The 16,979-nt window shown below is 67.0% G+C and carries 16 protein-coding genes and 1 tRNA gene; 7 read left to right on the top strand and 10 right to left on the bottom strand.

Features of this window, described 5'->3' with window-relative positions:
* Window positions 1-94: 94 nt before the first annotated feature.
* Window positions 95-179: transfer RNA gene (locus KP010_RS07040), tRNA-Tyr, on the top strand.
* Between the two features lie 48 nt (window positions 180-227).
* On the opposite strand, the gene KP010_RS07035 is transcribed toward KP010_RS07040, so the two are convergent.
* Window positions 228-2,711, bottom strand: coding sequence for a bifunctional diguanylate cyclase/phosphodiesterase (locus tag KP010_RS07035; RefSeq protein WP_142863856.1), 2,484 nt, complete (start codon window positions 2,709-2,711; stop codon window positions 228-230).
* Window positions 2,712-2,982: 271 nt separating this feature from the next.
* On the opposite strand from KP010_RS07035, the gene cobT reads away from it, so the two are divergent.
* Both cobT and KP010_RS07025 read left to right on the top strand, forming a co-directional pair.
* Entirely contained in the window at window positions 2,983-4,908 is a 1,926-nt protein-coding gene (cobT, locus tag KP010_RS07030; protein WP_142863857.1) for a cobaltochelatase subunit CobT, read from the top strand.
* 364 nt (window positions 4,909-5,272) lie between these two features.
* The gene (locus tag KP010_RS07025) at window positions 5,273-5,422 is read left to right on the top strand and encodes a hypothetical protein (RefSeq protein ID WP_166142148.1); all 150 of its coding nucleotides are present in this window, start codon (window positions 5,273-5,275) and stop codon (window positions 5,420-5,422) included.
* A gap of 178 nt (window positions 5,423-5,600) precedes the next feature.
* Here KP010_RS07025 and rpmB read toward each other — a convergent pair whose 3' ends face one another.
* The gene (rpmB, locus tag KP010_RS07020) at window positions 5,601-5,894 is read right to left on the bottom strand and encodes a 50S ribosomal protein L28 (RefSeq protein WP_108917009.1); all 294 of its coding nucleotides are present in this window, start codon (window positions 5,892-5,894) and stop codon (window positions 5,601-5,603) included.
* A 202-nt stretch (window positions 5,895-6,096) separates the two neighbouring features.
* Entirely contained in the window at window positions 6,097-6,567 is a 471-nt protein-coding gene (locus KP010_RS07015) for a nuclear transport factor 2 family protein (protein WP_244594649.1), read from the bottom strand.
* A gap of 103 nt (window positions 6,568-6,670) precedes the next feature.
* Between KP010_RS07015 and KP010_RS07010 the strand changes: the two genes are divergently transcribed.
* The 4 genes from KP010_RS07010 to KP010_RS06995 all read left to right on the top strand — a co-directional run bounded on the left by KP010_RS07010 (window position 6,671) and on the right by KP010_RS06995 (window position 9,830).
* On the top strand, window positions 6,671-6,916 hold the full coding sequence (locus tag KP010_RS07010) for a hypothetical protein (protein WP_108917008.1): 246 nt from the start codon (window positions 6,671-6,673) through the stop codon (window positions 6,914-6,916).
* Between the two features lie 218 nt (window positions 6,917-7,134).
* Window positions 7,135-8,025, top strand: coding sequence for an NAD(P)-dependent methylenetetrahydromethanopterin dehydrogenase (locus tag KP010_RS07005; protein WP_108917007.1), 891 nt, complete (start codon window positions 7,135-7,137; stop codon window positions 8,023-8,025).
* A gap of 135 nt (window positions 8,026-8,160) precedes the next feature.
* A complete protein-coding gene (fae, locus tag KP010_RS07000; protein WP_216280700.1) occupies window positions 8,161-8,670 on the top strand; it encodes a formaldehyde-activating enzyme in 510 nt (169 codons plus the stop codon).
* 137 nt (window positions 8,671-8,807) lie between these two features.
* A complete protein-coding gene (locus KP010_RS06995; RefSeq protein WP_142863858.1) occupies window positions 8,808-9,830 on the top strand; it encodes a hydantoinase/oxoprolinase family protein in 1,023 nt (340 codons plus the stop codon).
* 7 nt (window positions 9,831-9,837) lie between these two features.
* On the opposite strand, the gene KP010_RS06990 is transcribed toward KP010_RS06995, so the two are convergent.
* The 7 genes from KP010_RS06990 to KP010_RS06960 form a co-directional block, all read right to left on the bottom strand.
* Window positions 9,838-11,421, bottom strand: a complete 1,584-nt coding sequence (locus KP010_RS06990; RefSeq protein WP_142863859.1) for an ATP-binding protein — start codon at window positions 11,419-11,421, stop codon at window positions 9,838-9,840.
* A gap of 214 nt (window positions 11,422-11,635) precedes the next feature.
* A complete protein-coding gene (locus tag KP010_RS06985) occupies window positions 11,636-12,202 on the bottom strand; it encodes a DUF4337 family protein (protein WP_108917004.1) in 567 nt (188 codons plus the stop codon).
* Between the two features lie 75 nt (window positions 12,203-12,277).
* Window positions 12,278-12,847 carry a DUF447 domain-containing protein gene (locus tag KP010_RS06980; protein ID WP_108917003.1) on the bottom strand — a complete coding sequence of 190 codons (570 nt, stop codon included), beginning with the start codon at window positions 12,845-12,847 and terminating at the stop codon, window positions 12,278-12,280.
* Between the two features lie 101 nt (window positions 12,848-12,948).
* A complete protein-coding gene (locus KP010_RS06975) occupies window positions 12,949-14,343 on the bottom strand; it encodes a DUF6513 domain-containing protein (protein ID WP_142863860.1) in 1,395 nt (464 codons plus the stop codon).
* The gene (locus tag KP010_RS06970; RefSeq protein ID WP_142863861.1) at window positions 14,336-14,905 is read right to left on the bottom strand and encodes a flavoprotein; all 570 of its coding nucleotides are present in this window, start codon (window positions 14,903-14,905) and stop codon (window positions 14,336-14,338) included. Before KP010_RS06970 ends, KP010_RS06975 begins: the two co-directional genes overlap by 8 nt.
* Window positions 14,902-15,657 (bottom strand): aspartate kinase, encoded by a 756-nt coding sequence (locus KP010_RS06965; RefSeq protein ID WP_142863862.1) that lies wholly within the window; start codon window positions 15,655-15,657, stop codon window positions 14,902-14,904. Before KP010_RS06965 ends, KP010_RS06970 begins: the two co-directional genes overlap by 4 nt.
* Window positions 15,635-16,816 (bottom strand): (5-formylfuran-3-yl)methyl phosphate synthase, encoded by a 1,182-nt coding sequence (locus KP010_RS06960; RefSeq protein ID WP_185966557.1) that lies wholly within the window; start codon window positions 16,814-16,816, stop codon window positions 15,635-15,637. Before KP010_RS06960 ends, KP010_RS06965 begins: the two co-directional genes overlap by 23 nt.
* Window positions 16,817-16,979: the final 163 nt, after the last annotated feature.

Genomic DNA, 16,979 nt, shown 5'->3' with positions numbered 1-16,979 from the left:
CGGGGACGCAAATTCCCCATATGCGCCCTGCTTCATCGGCCCTCTCGCGGGGCCGTCGCTCGCGGGGCCTTTCTTCGGGGTCCATCGAGAAGCTGGGGGAATGTCCCGAGCGGCAAAGGGGGCGGACTGTAAATCCGCTGGCTATGCCTTCGTAGGTTCGAGTCCTACTTCCCCCACCATTCGACAGCCTGCCGCTCTCCAGCCTGCCTCCGCGGCGAAGAAAAAGCTCACGCCGCGCTCGCCGGCTCCGCCCATTTTTCGTCGCCGCCTTCCAGCATCCGCCGCAGCTCCGCCGCCGGCGCCGGGCGGCTGAACAGAAAGCCCTGCATCTGCGTGCAGCCTTCCTCGCGCAGGCGCGCCAGTTGCTCGGGCGTTTCCACGCCCTCGGCCACGGTCGCGACGCCGAGGCACTGCCCGATTCCCGCCACCGCGCGCACGATCGCCCCGCACTCGTGATTTTCCGGCAGCTCCTTCACGAAGGAGCGGTCGATCTTGATCTTGTCGAAGGGGAAGGAGCGCAGATAGCTGAGGCTCGAATAGCCGGTGCCGAAATCATCCATCGATATGCATACGCCGAGGGCGCGCAATTGATGCAGAACGGCGAGATTGGCGTGATTTTCGGCGAGCAGCACCGATTCTGTGATCTCGAGCTCGAGCCGCTGCGGCGCGAGCCCGCTCGTCGCCAGCGCCGAGAGAACCGACTGCACCAGCGAGCGCGAGCGAAATTGCGCCGGAGAGAGATTGACGCAGACGCCGATCGGCTCCGGCCAGCTCGCCGCCTCGCGGCACGCCTCGCGCAGCACCCATTCGCCGATCGGCGTGATGAGGCCGGTCTCCTCGGCGAGCGGGATGAAGTCATTGGGGGACACGAGCCCGCGAACGGGATGGAACCAGCGCAGCAGCGCCTCCGAGGCGACGATGCGATTGGCCCCTATGTCGACGAGCGGCTGATAATAGATCTGGAACTCGCCGGCCGGGAGCGCATGGCGCAAATCCGCCTCCAGCGTGCGCCGCACGAGGATGGAGGCGGCCATCTCCGGCTCGAAGAAGCGATGCAGGCCGCGCCCGTCGGCCTTGGCGCGATAAAGAGCGATGTCGGCGTTTTTGAGCAATATGTCGGCGTCGCAGCTGTCGATGGGCGCGACCGAAATGCCGACGCTGGCGCCGACCGCCACCGCATGGCCGTCGATCTCGTAGAGGACGCTCACCTCATTGACGATGCGCTCGGCGAGCCGATCTGCCTCCGCCGCGCCGGCGCCGAGCTGAACGATGGCGAATTCGTCGCCTCCGACGCGCGCCACCATATCGCCCGGCGCCAGAGTGAGGCGCAGGCGCTCGGCGACGGCGACGAGCAGCCGGTCGCCGATCGGATGGCCGAAGGCGTCGTTGACATCCTTGAAGCCGTCGAGATCGAGATAGAGCACGGCGAGGCGATCCTCGCCGCCCTCGAGCCGTTGCAGGCCCTCGGTCAGCCGCGCGCGGAACAGCACGCGATTGGCTAATCCGGTCAGCGGATCGTGATGGGCGAGATGGGCGATGCGGGCGGCCTGCTCGCGCTGCTCGGTGACGTCGACGATGGCCAGCAAGATAGCGGAGCGATCGTCGAAGCTGATCTCGCGCGCGTAATTCTGCACTTTGATCATGCGTCCGTCCGCCGTGCGATTGGCCCAAATGCGGTCCGAGGGCCGGCGAAGGGCCGGATTCTCATGGGCGATCGTCACCGCCGGCCATTCCTCCTCCGCATAGAGATCGAACAAGGTCGAGCCGAGAAACTGCTCGCGCTCATAGCCGTAATGGGCCACCGCCGCGTCATTGACGGCGATGATGCGCAGGCTCTGCGGATCATGCACCCACATGGGCATGGGATTGCTCTCGAAGAGCAGGCGGAAGGAGGCTTCGCGCGCCTTCAGCGGAGTCACGTCGGTGAGCGTGACGCCGATCAGATCGCCCATGGGCGCGGCGGCGAGCCGAAGATGCGACGCCTCGCCCTCGGCCGAGCGATGCGAGACCTCGAATGTGTCGGGAATCGCCGAAAGGAAAATGGCCGAGAGCCGTTCGAATGTCCCGTCCGTCATCCAGGTCGGCGCGATCTCGCCGAGCCGCCGCCATTGCAGATCGCGCTCCGCGCCGCCGAAGAGGCGGCTGGCGCTGGCGTTGAGGCTCACAATGACGAAATCGATTATGTCGCGGCCGGCGTGGACGGCGGCGAGCGTCGTGAGCCCGTCGTCGGTCGCGCGATAAATGGCGTCGACGAGATCATATTTCGCGGCGCGCTCGCGCGCGAACACCAGGAACAGCGAGTCGCCCCAATGGCTCGACAGCGGGAAGGCGACGATCTCGCTGGTCCGCACCAGCCCGTCGCGAATGCTGCGCGCGATCGTCGCCGCCGGCGTTCCGCGCGTCGCGGCCGTCGCCAGCGCCTCGCCTATGGGATCGCGGTAATTGCGCTCGAGTCCGTCCAGCCGCAGGCCGCGCAGCGACGCGCCGAGCCATGCCTCGAAGGCGCCGCCGCCATAGAGAAATTCGAAAGCGCCGTCCGCCGCGCGTCCGGCCAGCGCCACATCGTCGGCGAGACGGCCGAGGCTGCCGAGCGCGATCTGCTCATAAGGCGGCAGGCCGCCCGTCGGAGCCTCGACCTGCCATTGGAAGCACAGCTCGTCCACATCGCGAAATTCGGTGACGACGCCATATTGGGTGGCGATCTCATACATGGCTAGGCTCAACTCCGCAGGCCTTCGGCGCAGGTGAAATTGACCGGAAGCTTTGAAAAAACAGTAAAATTTTCAATGATTTAATGGGAAGCGCGTCATTTGTCGGTCATAAATCCGACGAAGCCTTTGATCAGACAGCGGAAAATTTGTGATCGGCGCGTTTCGTCGTGCGATTTCGCTTCCCATGATTTTCATAACTCGCGATCCGGCATAGGCTATAAAGCCTCTTTCGTCCGAAAGGCGGGCGGAGAGCGACGATCGAACGGACCAAATGTCATCCAATCGCAAAGCAGCTACGCCGAAGGAGGCTCCACAGGAGCCGTTCAAGCGCGCCGTCGCCGGCGCGATGCGCGCCATGGCCAAGCGCTCGGAGCTGGAAGTGTCCTTCTCGCCGGAGCGCGCCATGCTGCTCGGCGGCGACGACAAGGCCAAGGCGCGCCTGCCGGAGCCGCCGCGCAAGCTCACCGCCCATGACGCCGCCATCGTGCGCGGCCACGCCGATTCCATCGCCCTGCGCCTCGCCTGCCACGATGAGGCGATTCACCGCCGCGCGCAGCCGCAATCGCCCGACGCCCGCGCCGCCTTCGACGCGTTGGAGCAAGCGCGCGTCGAATCGATCGGCTCGCGCCGCATGGACGGCGTCGCCGCCAATATCGGCGCCATGCTGGACGATCGCTTTCAGCGCGCGCGCTTCTCCGAGATCGAGACCCGCGAGGACGCGCCGCTCGAGGACGCTCTCGCGCTCATCGCGCGCGAGCGGCTCACCGGCATCGCTCCGCCGCCTCATGGCCAGAAGGTCGTCGACCTCTGGCGGCCCTGGATCGAGGAGCGCGCCGGCGAGGATCTTGACAGGCTGTCGAGCGCGCTCGAGAATCAGCGCGGCTTCGCGCAGCTCGCGCATCGGCTGCTCGCGTCGCTCGAGCTCGAGGGCGAGAGCGCCGGCGGCGAGGAGGACGCCGAGGAGCCGAGCGAGGACCAGCCGCAAAATCCCGACGAGGCCGAGGGCGAGGAGACGGAGGAGGAGAAGCAGTCCGGCTCCTCCGAGATGGACACGGCCTCGGCCTCCGAGGAAGCGCTCGAGAAGGGCGAGAGCGAGGCCGCCGAAATTCTCGACAGCGAGATGCTGGAGGAGATCGAATCCGGCGACGTGGACGAGGCGATGGAGACGCGCCGCCCGCAGGTCTCCTCCGCCGATCGCTCCGGCGGCGAATACCGAGCCTACACCACGCGCTACGACGAGACGGTGAAGGCGGAGGATTTGTGCGACGCCGAGGAGCTGGATCGCCTGCGCTCCTATCTCGACAAGCAGCTCTCGCATCTCTCCTCTGTCGTCGGCCGGCTCGCCAATCGCTTGCAGCGCCGGCTGATGGCGCAGCAGAATCGCGCCTGGGAGTTCGATCTCGAGGAGGGGATGCTCGATCCGGCGCGCCTGCCGCGCGTCGTCATCGATCCGCAGCAGCCGCTCTCCTTCAAGCGCGAGAAGGACACGAATTTCCGCGACACGGTGGTCACTCTGCTGCTCGACAATTCCGGCTCCATGCGCGGCCGGCCGATCACAGTGGCGGCGACCTGCGCCGATATTCTCGCCCGCACGCTGGAGCGCTGCGGCGTGAAGGTGGAGATTTTGGGCTTCACCACCAAGGCCTGGAAGGGCGGGCAGTCGCGCGAGACCTGGATCGCCGACGGCAAGCCGCCGAACCCCGGCCGCCTCAACGACATACGCCACATCGTCTACAAGGCCGCCGACGCGCCCTGGCGGCGCGCGCGCCGCAATCTCGGCCTGATGATGCGCGAGGGCCTCTTGAAGGAGAATATCGACGGGGAGGCGCTCGACTGGGCGCATCGCCGTCTCATGGCGCGGCAGGAGCAGCGGCGCATATTGATGATGATCTCCGACGGCGCGCCGGTCGACGATTCTACGCTCTCGGTCAATCCGGGCAATTATCTCGAGCGCCATTTGCGCCATATCATTCAGGAGATCGAGACCAAATCGCCGGTCGAGCTGATCGCCATCGGCATCGGCCATGACGTGACGCGCTATTACCGCCGCGCCGTGACCATTGTGGACGCGGAGGAATTGGGCGGCGCGATGACGGAGAAGCTCGCCGAGCTGTTCAGCGAGAACGCCGCTCCCGCTCCGGCGCGCGCGCCGCAACGCGCGGCGCCGCGACCGCGCGTGCTCGCCGCGGCTCCTTGAGAGGGGACGAGGCGCCCTCTCCCTCTCCCTCTCCCTCTCCCTCCGCCGCTGCGGGAGAGGGAAGGTGGCGACGTTACGCGAAACGTCGATGAAGCGTGAAATCTGGTCCCTCTTCCGCGCAGCGTGGGCGGGCTGGAAAGGGGGCGCCGCTCGCCGCCGAACGGCTCTCGTAATTCACCGAATGGTGAATAAGTTTAATGCGCGTTAATTTTGTCACCAGCGCTCGACCGCGCCGAAAACGACTCGGCGGGGAACCTTCAGGGCGGCTGTTGCATTGATATTTCGGCGCGACCGTCGGGTGCGCGTGCAGTGACGATCGAACGTTCGAGCGATCGACCGTCCGGGAGTGACGAAGGAGTTGCGTATGATTTCCCTTGGCAAAGTTCGAAATGCGGGATTGCCCGCGGCGTCTCACGAGCCGCTCGACGTCCAGAGGGTTCTCTGCGTCGCCGCGATCTTCTCGCTGGCCTCCCTTCCCCTGCTGCTCAGCGTCGCTTTGTCGATCTGGGGCTGACACGCCCGGAGCGATCGCCGGCGCGCGGCTGGGGGGGGGCCGGCGCCGGCGAGGGCGGCCGAAACAGGAAAGACCCCACGCTCTTCCCAGAGCGCGGGGTCTATTTGTCTTTGCGCCGGATCGTCTTTGCGCCCGAAGAGACCGAGCCCTTAAAGGTCCGTTTCCCGTGGCGTCGAGATCAGGCGGTCGCTGTGGCCAGCTTCTTGACGATCTCGCGCTTCAGCGCGCGGGCGTCGTCGGAGAGCTCCGTGTCGCGCGCCTTGACGAGGAAGCCGTCCAGGCCGCCGCGATGCTCGACCGAGCGCAGCGCCGCCGCCGAGACGCGAAGGCGGACGGAGCGCGCCAGCGCGTCCGAGGCCAGCGTCACATTGACCAGATTGGGCAGAAAGCGGGTGCGCGTCTTGCGATTGGAGTGGCTGACGAGATTGCCCGTCTGCACGCCTTTGCCGGTCAGTTCGCAACGGCGGGACATTGTCTTTTTCCTTTCGATCGGCGCGGAGCGCGGGGGCCCGCGCCATTCGATGGCCGTATGATATGAAATTCGCGCAAAGGCTCCACGCCCCGGGAGGCAGGCCCTTGGTTGGGCGGTCTTATAGAGGCAGGGGCGGCGAAAGGTCAACAGGGGATATCGCCACGATGGCGTTGCTGTGAAGCTTCGGCGAACCTGCGAACCATCAATGCAGCGAGCGCGTCGGCGGCGCCTGCGGGGTCGGCGGCGGCTCGCTCTGGACCATCAGCGGGCTCGCCTGATGATGCACCAGCCGCCACGCGCCATCGACGAGCCGGAAGCTGTTGGTGGCGACGAGCGCCGCCTGGCCGACCATCTCGATGCAGACGATGCGTCCCTCGGAGCCGCAGAGCAGCGCCCGCTCGCTGCGGCGCAGAACCGGGTCCTGCATGGGGTTGCGCAAAATCTCGCGAAAGGAGGCCAGCACCTGCTCGCGCCCGAAGATCGGCGGCCAGCCGGGATGGATGCAGCAGATTTCCTCATCGCCCCAGATCGCCGCCATCCCGTCCGGGTCTGCGGCGACGAAGGCTCGATAATAAGCGGCGTTGGCCGCGAGTAGAGACGCCTCGTCCGACATGGGCGCGAAGAATGCGCCCAGCTCGAGCCGATGGCAATAAGGGATGACGAGGAAACGCATCGCGAAAGCCGTCGCGCGTCGCAGCGGCGCCCTTGACGCCGCCGGGCGCCGCCCGATTTTCCCCAGCGGAGCCGCATCCGCGGTCAATGGGGGGCAATGGATCATGAAAATCGGCGGCTTTGCGATCGTCCTGCTCGCCGGCGCGCTCGCCGCCGCTCCCGCCGAGGCCAAGCGCGCCTCCCGCCAGCCACAGGCCTATGCGCAGCCGGCCGTCCCCGCCTATGCCGCTCCCGCTTATGCCGTCCCCGCGGCGCCCGCTCGCCCCGCGCCGGTCTGGGGCGCCGACGGCTATCGCTTCGATCCGCCGGGCGCCGGCTCCGCCTTCGCGCCCTCGCCTTTCGGCTATTGAGCCCACGCCCTCGCGCTTCCGCTGTCGCGCGTCGGGACAATAGGCTGGACATTCGCCCCGTTCTGCGGTCTATGCGTCTCGCCATTCGAGACCGGGGCTCCGCTCGCGCCCGCCGTCCCGGTATCACCGAAAAGCTTCTCCAAGCTCGGCGTTACGCGGCGCTGCGCATTCGCGCGCCGGAACGCGTGAGGAACGGACAGAAAGGTTAGGAATTTCCCATGGCCGCCAAATCGATCCTTCATATGTTGAGCACGCTGAAGCATATGAGCCCGTTCGACGTCAACATGGCGATCGACGCGGGCTTCGACGTGGCGATTCCTTATACGAATGTCACTCTCGACGAGGTGACGGCGCTGGTGCAGGACGCGATGTTCTCCCGCGCGCCCTCGGCCGCCCTGCGCACCGGAATTTTCTTCGCCGGCCGTGACGCCGTGCTCGCGCTCGACATGCTGGACGCCGCCGAGAAGGCGTTGCTGAAGCCCTTCGAAATTTCGCTCTTCGCCGATCCTTACGGCTCCTTCACCACCGCCGGCGCCATGGTCGCCTTCGTCGAGAAGGTGCTGCGCGAGAAGAAGGGCCGCGAGCTGAAGGGCGCCAAGATCGTCGTCTATGGCGCGACCGGCGTCGTCGGCTATTCCTCCGCCGTCATCGCCGCGCTCGAGGGCGCCGAGGTGACGATCGTCGGCTATAGCGGCCTCGAGCGCGTGACGACGCAGGCCGAGGAGATCGAGAAGCGCTTCGGCGTGAAGGTGACGCCCGCCGACGGCAGCAAGGCCGAGCAGGTGCGCGCCCTCCTCGTCGAGCATGAGATCGCGCTCTGCGCGGCCCGCGCCGGCGTGCAGGTTCTGTCCGCGGAAGATCTCGCCGCCGCCAAATCGCTGCTCATCGCCGCGGACGTCAACGCCGTGCCGCCGCTCGGCGTCGAGGGCGTCAAGCTGCACGACAAGGGCGTCGAACTGCCGTCGGGCGCGCTCGGCATCGGCGCGCTCGCCATCGGCGACATCAAATACGGAACGGAGGCCGGTCTCTTCCGGCAGATGACCACTTCCGACAAGCCGCTGCGTCTCGACTTCCGCCACGCTTTCGCGCTGGCGCGCAGCCTGCTCTGAGCCGCTCGAATCTGGATCGGGTCTCGTCCCGACGGTTTCGTCCCGACTTGCCGCCGTCATGCGAAAATGATTGATGACGGCGGCGCGTCTTCCCTCGCTCGGATTCCCCCAGCGATATGCCATGAGGAAAAGAAAATGGCCGTGATCAACAAGCTTTTGGTCGGTGAGTCGCTCGTTGGCGAAGGCAATGAGGTCGCCCACATCGACCTGCTGATCGGACCGCGCGGCAGCGCCGCCGAGACCGCCTTCGCCAATGCGCTGGTCAACAACAAGGACGGCTTCACCACGCTGCTCGCCGTCGTTGCGCCGAACCTGCTGGCCAAGCCGAACACGATCCTCTTCAACAAGGTCACCATCAAAAACGCCAAGCAGGCCGTTCAGATGTTCGGACCGGCCCAGGCCGGCGTCGCCAAGGCCGTCGCCGATTCGGTCGCCGAAGGCGTGATCCCGGTCGCCGAGGCCGACGACCTGTTCATCTCGGTCGGCGTGTTCATCCATTGGGAAGCGAACGACGACAAGAAGATCCAGGAGTACAACTATCAGGCCACCAAGGAAGCCATCGCGCGCGCCGTCAAGGGCGAGCCGAAGGCCGCCGAAGTCGTCGCCAAGCGCAACGACGTGAAGCATCCTTTCGGCGCCAACTGACGGCTTCGACCGGATCATTTATCGTCGGGGGAGCCGTTCGCGGCTCCCCTTTTGCTTTTTGAGAGCGCGCGCAGAATTCCCTCTCTCCCGCGTGCGGGAAGAGGGGCTCGGGGCGCGAGCCGGAAACGGAAAGGCTCATGGCCAGCGTCATCGGCTTCGACATAGGCGGCGCGCATCTGAAAGCGGCGCGCGCCAGCGACGGGCGGATCGTCGAGGTGCTGCTGCTGCCCTGCAATCCGCATTATGGCCTCGCGCGGCTCGAGGGCGCGATAGAGGAGGCCGTCGCGCGGCTCGGCGCGGCCGATCGTTTCGCCGTCACTATGACGGCCGAGCTCTCCGACGCTTTCGAGACGCGCGCCGCCGGCGTCACGACCATCGCCTCGGCGGTCGCCCGGCGGGTGAAGGGCGCGCAGACGCTGTTCTACGCCGGGGAGGCCGGCCTGCTCCCCTTCGACGCGCTTCGCGGCGCCGAGCAGGCGATCGCCTCCGCCAATTGGCGGGCGAGCGCGGAGCTGGTGGCGCGGCGCATTCCCGAGGCGCTGTTCATCGACATGGGCTCGACGACCACTGATCTCGTCCCCATTCGCGGCGGCCGCGTCACCGCGATCGGCGGCGGCGACGCCGCGCGTCTCGCCAATGGCGAGCTGCTCTACACGGGCCTGTCGCGCGGCGATCCGCTGGCCGGCGTGACCCTCGCGCCCATGGCCGGCCGCTGGACCCCGCCGGCGCGCGAAAGCTTCGCCACAATGGCGGATGTGCGCCGCGTGACCGGCGATCTCGCCGCGGAGGACGCCGAGCCGACCGCCGACGGGCGCGGCAAGAGCGTCGCCGAGTCGATCGCGCGCCTCGCCCGTCTCGCCGGCCGCGACGCCGCCGAGGCGACGCCGGCGCAATGGCGCGCCTTCGCGGATTTTCTCGCCCGCGCGCAGATGCGCTCGATCGAGGATCAGATCGCGCTGCTGCGCTCGCGCGCGGCGGTGGCGGAAGACGCGCCCGTCGTCGGGGCCGGCGTCGGCCGAGCGCTCATCGCGCGTCTCGCCGGGGCGGAGGGCCGCGCCTATCGCGACATCGCCGATCTCATCGATGCGACGCCGGACGTCGTGCGAGAGGCCGCCGATTGCGCGCCGGCCTGCGCGGTAGCGCTGCTCGCCTCCGGTTGAGCGCGTTCTATTGCGCAGCGGCGGTGCGCGCGAGCAAGGCGCGCACGCGCGTCGTCAGCTCCTCGAGCGTGAAGGGCTTGCGCAGAACTTCTATGTTCGATGCGGGATCGAGGCTGTCGAGCGATTTCCCGGCATAGCCGGTGATGAGCAGTATGGGGAGATCGGGACGCGCGGCGCGGGCGGCTTCGGCGAGCTGGCGTCCGCTGACGCCCGGCAGGCCGACATCCGTCACCAGAAGGCGCAATTTCTCATCCGATTCGACGACCTCCAGCCCGGCGCTTCCGTCATCGGCCTCTATGACCTCGCAGCCCATCTCTTCGAGCGTGTCGGCGATCTGCATTCGCACCTCCAGCTGATCTTCGACGAGCAGCGTTTTTCCGCAGGGCGCGGCGGGGCTCTCCGGCGTCCGCTCCGGGGCGACGACGGCTTCGGCCGGCGCGGCATTCGGAGGGTCGCGCCCGGGCAGATAGAGGCGCACGGCGGTCCCTTTTCCCGGCGCGCTGTCTATGCGCACGAAGCCGCCCGATTGCTTTATGAAGCCATAGATCTGCGAGAGGCCGAGGCCGGTGCCGCGCCCCACCGGCTTGGTCGTGAAGAAAGGCTCGAAGACATGCGCCAGCACGTCGCAGCTCATGCCGGCGCCATTGTCCGTCACGCTGATCTCGACATAGTCGCCGGGCGCGATGTCGGGTTCGCCGGCGTCGGCCTCGCGGCGGCGATCGGCGGTGGCGATCTCCAGCACGCCGCCTTTGGGCATGGCGTCGCGCGCGTTGATCGCGAGATTGAGCAGCGCGCTCTCGAGCTGCGACGGGTCGCATACGACATTGCGCCGACAACGACCGAGACGCAGATCGAGCTCTATGCCGCCGCCCAGCGTTCGCCGCAGCAGATCTTCGAGCCCGACGACGAGCCGGTCCGGCGCGACGACGCGCGGCAGCAGCGTCTGCCGGCGGGAGAAGGCGAGCAGCCGGTCGATGAGATTGGCGGCGGAATTGGTCGCTTTGCGAATGGCGCCGATGGAAGGGCCGATCTCCTCGGCGCGGCCGCGCGCCAATTGCCGCTCGATGACGCCGAGCGAGCCGAGGATCACCTGAAGCACATTGTTGAAATCATGCGCTATGCCGCCGGTCAGCTGGCCGATCGCCTCCATCTTCTGCGCATGGGCCAGCCGCGCCTCGCTCTCCAGCAATGCGGCGTTGGCCTTGCGCAGCTGATCGGGCGAGGGCAGAGCGAGAAAGCTCGGCAGCCACCACCAGAGCGCGACCGAAGTGCCGACCGAGACGATCGCCGTCGCCGCCTTGACGATCCCCTGCACGCCATAGAGCGGCTTCCATAGCGTGACGACATCCAGCCAATGGGTGGCGCCGCAGAGCAGGATGAAGGCCGCGAACAGCCACAGCAAGGGTCGAAAGACGAGGTCGGCGCGTCTCTGCCCGATGATGACCAGCGCCAGCGGGATGGAGAAATAGGCGAGCGCGATCAAGCCGTCGGAGATTGCGAAGAGCCAGATCAGACCCGGCTCCCAGAGGAGGCAGAAACCATGCGGCGTCAGATTGTCGACGCCGAAGAGCCATTCGCTCAATGCGGACATTGGAGTCACTCCACCACCGAAAAGATTGCGGTGGATGGGGAAAAAACAACCCATGTCCCGGCGGCGGCGAAACCCTCCGCTCGCGCGGGCCGAGCCCGAAAAACGGCACAAGTCTAAGAAATTAATGCAGAAGTCTCGGCAATATGCGGAATTTGGGCTGGCTTCGGCCGGGCGGCCGCGACGCTGCGCCGCGGGCCCGGCCGTTCACGGGCGCTCAAATATAAGCGTAGCCGGCGAGCATGACGCCCGAGGCGGCGAGAGCGAGGCCGCCGTACCATGGCCATTTGCGGCCGCGGGTGATGATCGCGATCGTCGCTATGGCGATGGCCGCATGAAGCAGCGTCACCGCCATCGTCAGAATGTGATGGCGATGCTCGTGATGCTCGGCCTCGTGAAGATGCTCCTCGACGCGATGCTCGAGCGCCTCGGCGTCGGTCTTGATCGCCTTGGTCTCGTCGTCATAGCGCTTGGCCTCGCGGGCGAGCTGATCGGCCAGCGGCCCGCCCTGCTTGGCGGCGACTTCGTTCACGCTCTTCTTGATGCTCTTGGCCTGAAAGAAGGCCCATTGATCGCTGGCCTTGCTCTGGCTGAGCGCAGCGGCGTTCTGCGCGCCGAGCGTCGCCGCGGTCTCGATCGTCTCCAGACTGCCGATGGTCGCGGCGACGACAGCGAAAATCGCGATCGTCAGCGACACTTGCGTCATGAAAGGCGTGCCCTCATGGGCGACATGCTCGGCATGTTCGGCATGTTCGAGATGTTCTGTCGTCATAGCTTCGGACATGGGTCATCCTTCATCGAAAATTCGCGTCGAAATTCGCGCGCTGGGCGCGCCGCCCGTCCGGCTCCGCCGAATCGGTCATTCCGGCTGTGTTCGAAGATAAGTCTCGATCTTGGCCGTCACCAGCTCCCACGCTTCGCGCTCGGCGGCTCCGGCCGTCTTGTCGATCGCGATACGGAGATAGGCCAATTCTGTGTCGATTTTTTCGCGGGGAATCATGCCGAGCCGCGTCGCCAGAATGGCGGCCTCGACGACCGCCGCCTGGGCGCGGTTCAGCCCCAAAAAGGGCTTGTGAGAGACGATTTTTCTAATCTTACAGAAGAAGCGAGGGCGCTGAGGATCGCCCTCGTTGCGCGCCACTTCCAGCTCGGCGTGCGTGAGGGCGGCGGAAAGGCGCGGCGCCGACCAACCCGGAACGGCCTCCATCGGCCAGTCGCTCTTGCCGCAGACGCAGCCGGCGAAAATTCGCACATCGTCGATGAAGCTCGCCGTGGCGAAAGGCGCGGCCTCGAGATTGGTCAGCGTCGTCGAGGGACGGAAGGGCGCGATGACCCAGAATTCGTCCTGCTCTATGAGGCCGAGCGGCGCGATGTGATGCTGGCCCGTGGGGCCGACCGTGGTGACGATGCATTCGCGGATCATCGGCATCGGACGCTCCTGCTGGCCTTCATCGAAAGCTCGGGGTCGCCTCCTCCCCAGCCCTCCCTCGCTATGCGTGAGAGGGGGAGGGGGCGCTCGCTCGCGATCATCTAGTTTTTCGCCTTGCGCAGCGTATGTCCGGCTTCGCGTAGGCGCGTCTCGTCCTCCTGCGATCTATCCGAAGCGCAGCCGAAGTCCAGCGGCTCGTCCTGCCGATAGCGCTTGCCGAGACGAAAAGCGATTTCCGCCTTCATCAGTTCCGCGCCGAGATAGAAGGCGTGGGCGCCGTCCTTCTCGACCCCGAGCTCGGGAAAGAGCGACATTGCGTCCTGCGCCACGCGATGAAAGCCGCGTGCGTAAATGTGAATGCCGTCGGCCGCGACCTCTATGCGGAAATTCTCGTCGCGCAATTCGCGCGCGAGCTCGGCGATCTCCTCCGGCGTCGCGGCATAGGGGCGCTTGTCGTGGATCTGCAGCAGCGCCTCGCTATAGCCCTTGGGCAGAGCGGCGTCGGCGCGCGCCGCGAACAACATGCGCCGCGCCGCGTCATGCTCCTGCACCGTGCGGCGCGTATGCGGGCTCACCTGCACGGTGAGCAGATGGCGAATGTCCAGCTCCGAGCAGAGGCCCAGCAGAACGGCGGTGACACCCGAGGAGTCCGCGTCGGTCAATTCGGTCAGATTGCCCGTGCCCATCATCATTTCGGCGCCCGGCTCGCGGCGGCGCGTCTCGACATAGCGCTCTATGGAGGCGGCGAGGCCGAAGTGAATGGGATCGAGGATCGGATCGAGAATGTAGGAAATGCCGCGTCGCTCGGCGATGCGCGCGGCGTGTTGCAGAGAGTCGAGATCGCCGTGCGGATTGGGCACGAGAATCGGAACGAGCGGCGAATTGTCCGGCAGTATCGAGAGCGTATGCTCGTCGAGGCTGAGCAGATGATCGGCGCCGGCGCGCGCGCCGCGCTCCAGCTCCTCGCGTTTGGCCGAATCGAGGCTGACGGAAAAGCCGCGCGCTTTCAGCGCGACGATCGTCTCTTCCAAATGCGGAAAGGGCGTGTCCGGCAGGCAGCCGAGATCGATGACGTCGGCGCCCGCCTCTTTCAGCAATGTGGCGCGGGCGATCACTTCGTCGACGCTCATGATGGAGGCGTCGACGATCTCGGCGAAAATGCGCATGTCATGGCGCGTCAGATCGGCTTTGCCGCCGCGCTTGCCGAAATAGGCTGGAAGATCGGCGATCTCCTCCGGCCCGCGCTCGAAAGGGGCGCCGAAGGCCTCCGCGAGGGTGGCGAGATCGGCGCGGCAGCGTCCGGGCAATATGACGCGATCGGCCGCGAGCGGGCGTGGCAGGCGGCGCAGGATGATCTCCTGCGTCATCAGCGCCGCAACCTTCACGCCAATGTCGTGGATGCGCCAGTTCCTCGCCTCCTCTCCGAAGCCCGCCAACATGCGCTCGAGGCGCGGCAGAGCGAGATGGCCGGTGAGGAACAGCAGGCGCTCAGACATTCCCGATCGGCTCCCGAGCGGCGAGCTCGCGGCGCCGGCGCTCGACGGCCTCGTGCAGGGCGGCGAGGCTCTCGGCGACCTGCGTCCCCTCGAAGGTTTTCAATTTGTCGGTGTTCTCGAGGTCGATGCGGCGCGGATAGACCATCACCTTGCGATCGGGCGCCTGCGTCTCCAGCTCCGGTGCCGTATCGCAGGCGAAGACGACCGTCGGCACGCGGCATTTGCCGGCCTGGGCGAAGACATTGGTCGCGAGATTATCGGAGATGCCATAGACGAATTTGGCGACCGTGTTGGAGGTCGCCGGCGCCACGATCAGCGTGTGATAATAGCTGTGATAGAAGCCGCCGACCGGAACCGAGCTCGCCGTCGTGTCCTTGAACACGCGCACATGGTCCGGCATGTCCTCGAGCCTGTGCTTGTACATGCGGATGACTTCCGCCGCCGCCCGGCTGACGAAGAGGTCGACATGGTCGAGCGAGCGGATGATGTCGAGACATTCGGTGAAGAAATGTCCCGAGCCGGTGAGCGCCCAGCCCCAGCGCGGCGTGACGACCTTTTTCATGATGCGATGCTTTGCTCTCTGGTGAAATCGAAGCGCGCGCCGGGAAGGCCGCCGCGCGCGAAAGTTTCGGCCGCCTCGCGCAAGGCTGCGGGGCCGGCGATGTAGACGTCGAGCCCGCGCGCATAATGCGCGAAGCAGGGATCGACGATCGATGCGGCGCCCCCACCCTCCCCTTCAGGGGGAGGGTCGGACCGCGGAGCGGTCCGGGGTGGCGTCATCCCCACGTCTGCGGGCGTCACCCCCACCCGAGCGCCTGCGGCGCTCGACCTCCCCCCTCTAGGGGGAGGTGGGAAATCGACGCTCTTGATCAGCAATAGCGCGCGCGCTCCCGCCTCATGCGCATACCAGGCCGCGAGACTGTCGGACGTCATGTCCCAGCTCGCTGGAATCTGGGGATCGGCGCGCGTCATCGCAACCGGGCTCCACACTGCGACCTCGCCGCGGGCATGTGTGGCCGTCGCCTCCTGCGGCGTCGCGGCGGGAAGGAGGCCCGGCTCGAGGTCGCATAATGCGCGCCCATATTGCTCCATCGCCATTATGGCCATGTCATGCGCCGCCGCGTCGGAGAAGCGCAGCGTCTCTTGCGCGCTGCGCACCGCATCGGCGAAAGGGCCGCCGCCGGGAACGATGGTCAGAGGGCCGGGATAGCGCCGCAGCGCAGCCAGCCATTGGCGCAAGGCGGGGGAGGCGGCGAGGCTTCCGCCGAGCTTGACGACGAGAGGCCGCGTCTCAGCGCTCGGGCTCGGCGGCATCGGGAAGGCCCGGAAAGAGGTTGTGAACCTTGGCCGTCTCGGCCTGGCGCTCGCGGCGGATGCGAATGCCGACCGCGCCCGGCGCGACGTCGAGCTTCTCCACCTGCACGGTCAGCGCCTGCACGCGCTCGTGCCGCAGCACCAGCTCGGCCAGACGCTCGGCGATCGTCTCCACGAGCTCGATATGGCCCGAGGCGAGGATCATCTTTATCGCGTCCATGATGACGTCATAGGAGAAGACATTGCGCATGTCGTCGCCGCCGGCGGAGACGCGCGTCACATCGACATCGACGTTGAAGCGCACCCGCTGCGTGCGGCCGCGCTCGAAATCATAGGCGCCGATCTCGACCGGAATGACGAGATCGCGCACGAAGACATGGTCGATCTCCCGCGTGCGCTCGCGGCTCTCGAGATAGCCGCGGCCGACGACCAGCGACCAATCGACATTGGCGGCGAGCGCCGAGCCCTTGCCGCTGGCCCGCGCCGGGCCGCCGGGGATGAGGTCGCGGATCAGCGCGACGGCCGCGGCGTCCAGCGCGCTCTTGCGGTCGTGGTCGCGGCACAGCGCGCCGCGAAAGCCCATCACATCCACGCCCGTCACCAGAAGGCGCGGCACGTCCGGCGCCTCCAGCGAGCCGGCGAGCCCCGCCTCGAGGCCCAGCGCATGGCAGCGCTCGACGAAGGAGGAGAGCGCGCCAATGTCGAAATGCTCGATGAGCCTGCCCTTGCCCTTATGCGCCGTGTCCAGCAGCGCGCCGGAAAAGCCCGCCGCGGCGAGGCGCGGCAGCACGTCGAGGTCCGGCCCGAGATCGGCGAAGAGCACGGCGACGAGCCGCACGCGCTGCGCGATCGGCGCCAGAGCCGCGATCAGCGCATCGGCGTCGGGCGTCGCCGGCAGCGCGAATTTGACGAAAGCGACGCCGAGCGCGGCGGTCTCCTCTATCGCCGCTCGCGCCAGAGCCGGATCATGCGACAGCTCGACGACGGCGCTGACCGGCCGGCGGCCGGCGACGGCGCGCAGGATCGCCGCGACCTCGGCCGAAGGCAGAGCGCCGAGAGCGCCGCGGGCGGCGTCCTTGCAATCGATGACGTCCGCTCCGCCGGCGGCGGCGATCTCGGCTTCCGCCACGCTGGCGACGCTCGTCAACATAAGGGTCATCGATCAGGCGCTCTTTCGATCTCGCCTCGGCCCGCGGCGGGAGAGGCAGGACGCTTGTGGAGCAATTTCTTCCGAAATCCAAGTGGCGCCGCAGGCGAATTCGAGTGGGCGTCCGCGGGTGGGCTCCTTATCTTTCGGCGAGCGCCTGCGCGAAAAATAGAGA

The organism is Methylosinus sp. KRF6 (assembly GCF_018887255.1).
Taxonomy (GTDB): Bacteria; Pseudomonadota; Alphaproteobacteria; order Rhizobiales; family Beijerinckiaceae; genus Methylosinus; species Methylosinus sporium.
Note: the sequence above shows the minus strand (reverse complement) of the source record. Positions and strands in the feature narration are given on the sequence as shown.

What these genes read in the sequence shown, in the direction of transcription:
- KP010_RS07035 (WP_142863856.1), bottom strand. Translation starts at nt 2,711, where the DNA reads ATGTATGAGATCGCCACCCAATATGGCGTCGTCACCGAATTTCGCGAT.
- cobT (WP_142863857.1), top strand. Translation starts at nt 2,983, where the DNA reads ATGTCATCCAATCGCAAAGCAGCTACGCCGAAGGAGGCTCCACAGGAG.
- KP010_RS07025 (WP_166142148.1), top strand. Translation starts at nt 5,273, where the DNA reads ATGATTTCCCTTGGCAAAGTTCGAAATGCGGGATTGCCCGCGGCGTCT.
- rpmB (WP_108917009.1), bottom strand. Translation starts at nt 5,894, where the DNA reads ATGTCCCGCCGTTGCGAACTGACCGGCAAAGGCGTGCAGACGGGCAAT.
- KP010_RS07015 (WP_244594649.1), bottom strand. Translation starts at nt 6,567, where the DNA reads ATGCGTTTCCTCGTCATCCCTTATTGCCATCGGCTCGAGCTGGGCGCA.
- KP010_RS07010 (WP_108917008.1), top strand. Translation starts at nt 6,671, where the DNA reads ATGAAAATCGGCGGCTTTGCGATCGTCCTGCTCGCCGGCGCGCTCGCC.
- KP010_RS07005 (WP_108917007.1), top strand. Translation starts at nt 7,135, where the DNA reads ATGGCCGCCAAATCGATCCTTCATATGTTGAGCACGCTGAAGCATATG.
- fae (WP_216280700.1), top strand. Translation starts at nt 8,161, where the DNA reads ATGGCCGTGATCAACAAGCTTTTGGTCGGTGAGTCGCTCGTTGGCGAA.
- KP010_RS06995 (WP_142863858.1), top strand. Translation starts at nt 8,808, where the DNA reads ATGGCCAGCGTCATCGGCTTCGACATAGGCGGCGCGCATCTGAAAGCG.
- KP010_RS06990 (WP_142863859.1), bottom strand. Translation starts at nt 11,421, where the DNA reads ATGTCCGCATTGAGCGAATGGCTCTTCGGCGTCGACAATCTGACGCCG.
- KP010_RS06985 (WP_108917004.1), bottom strand. Translation starts at nt 12,202, where the DNA reads ATGTCCGAAGCTATGACGACAGAACATCTCGAACATGCCGAACATGCC.
- KP010_RS06980 (WP_108917003.1), bottom strand. Translation starts at nt 12,847, where the DNA reads ATGCCGATGATCCGCGAATGCATCGTCACCACGGTCGGCCCCACGGGC.
- KP010_RS06975 (WP_142863860.1), bottom strand. Translation starts at nt 14,343, where the DNA reads ATGTCTGAGCGCCTGCTGTTCCTCACCGGCCATCTCGCTCTGCCGCGC.
- KP010_RS06970 (WP_142863861.1), bottom strand. Translation starts at nt 14,905, where the DNA reads ATGAAAAAGGTCGTCACGCCGCGCTGGGGCTGGGCGCTCACCGGCTCG.
- KP010_RS06965 (WP_142863862.1), bottom strand. Translation starts at nt 15,657, where the DNA reads ATGCCGCCGAGCCCGAGCGCTGAGACGCGGCCTCTCGTCGTCAAGCTC.
- KP010_RS06960 (WP_185966557.1), bottom strand. Translation starts at nt 16,816, where the DNA reads ATGACCCTTATGTTGACGAGCGTCGCCAGCGTGGCGGAAGCCGAGATC.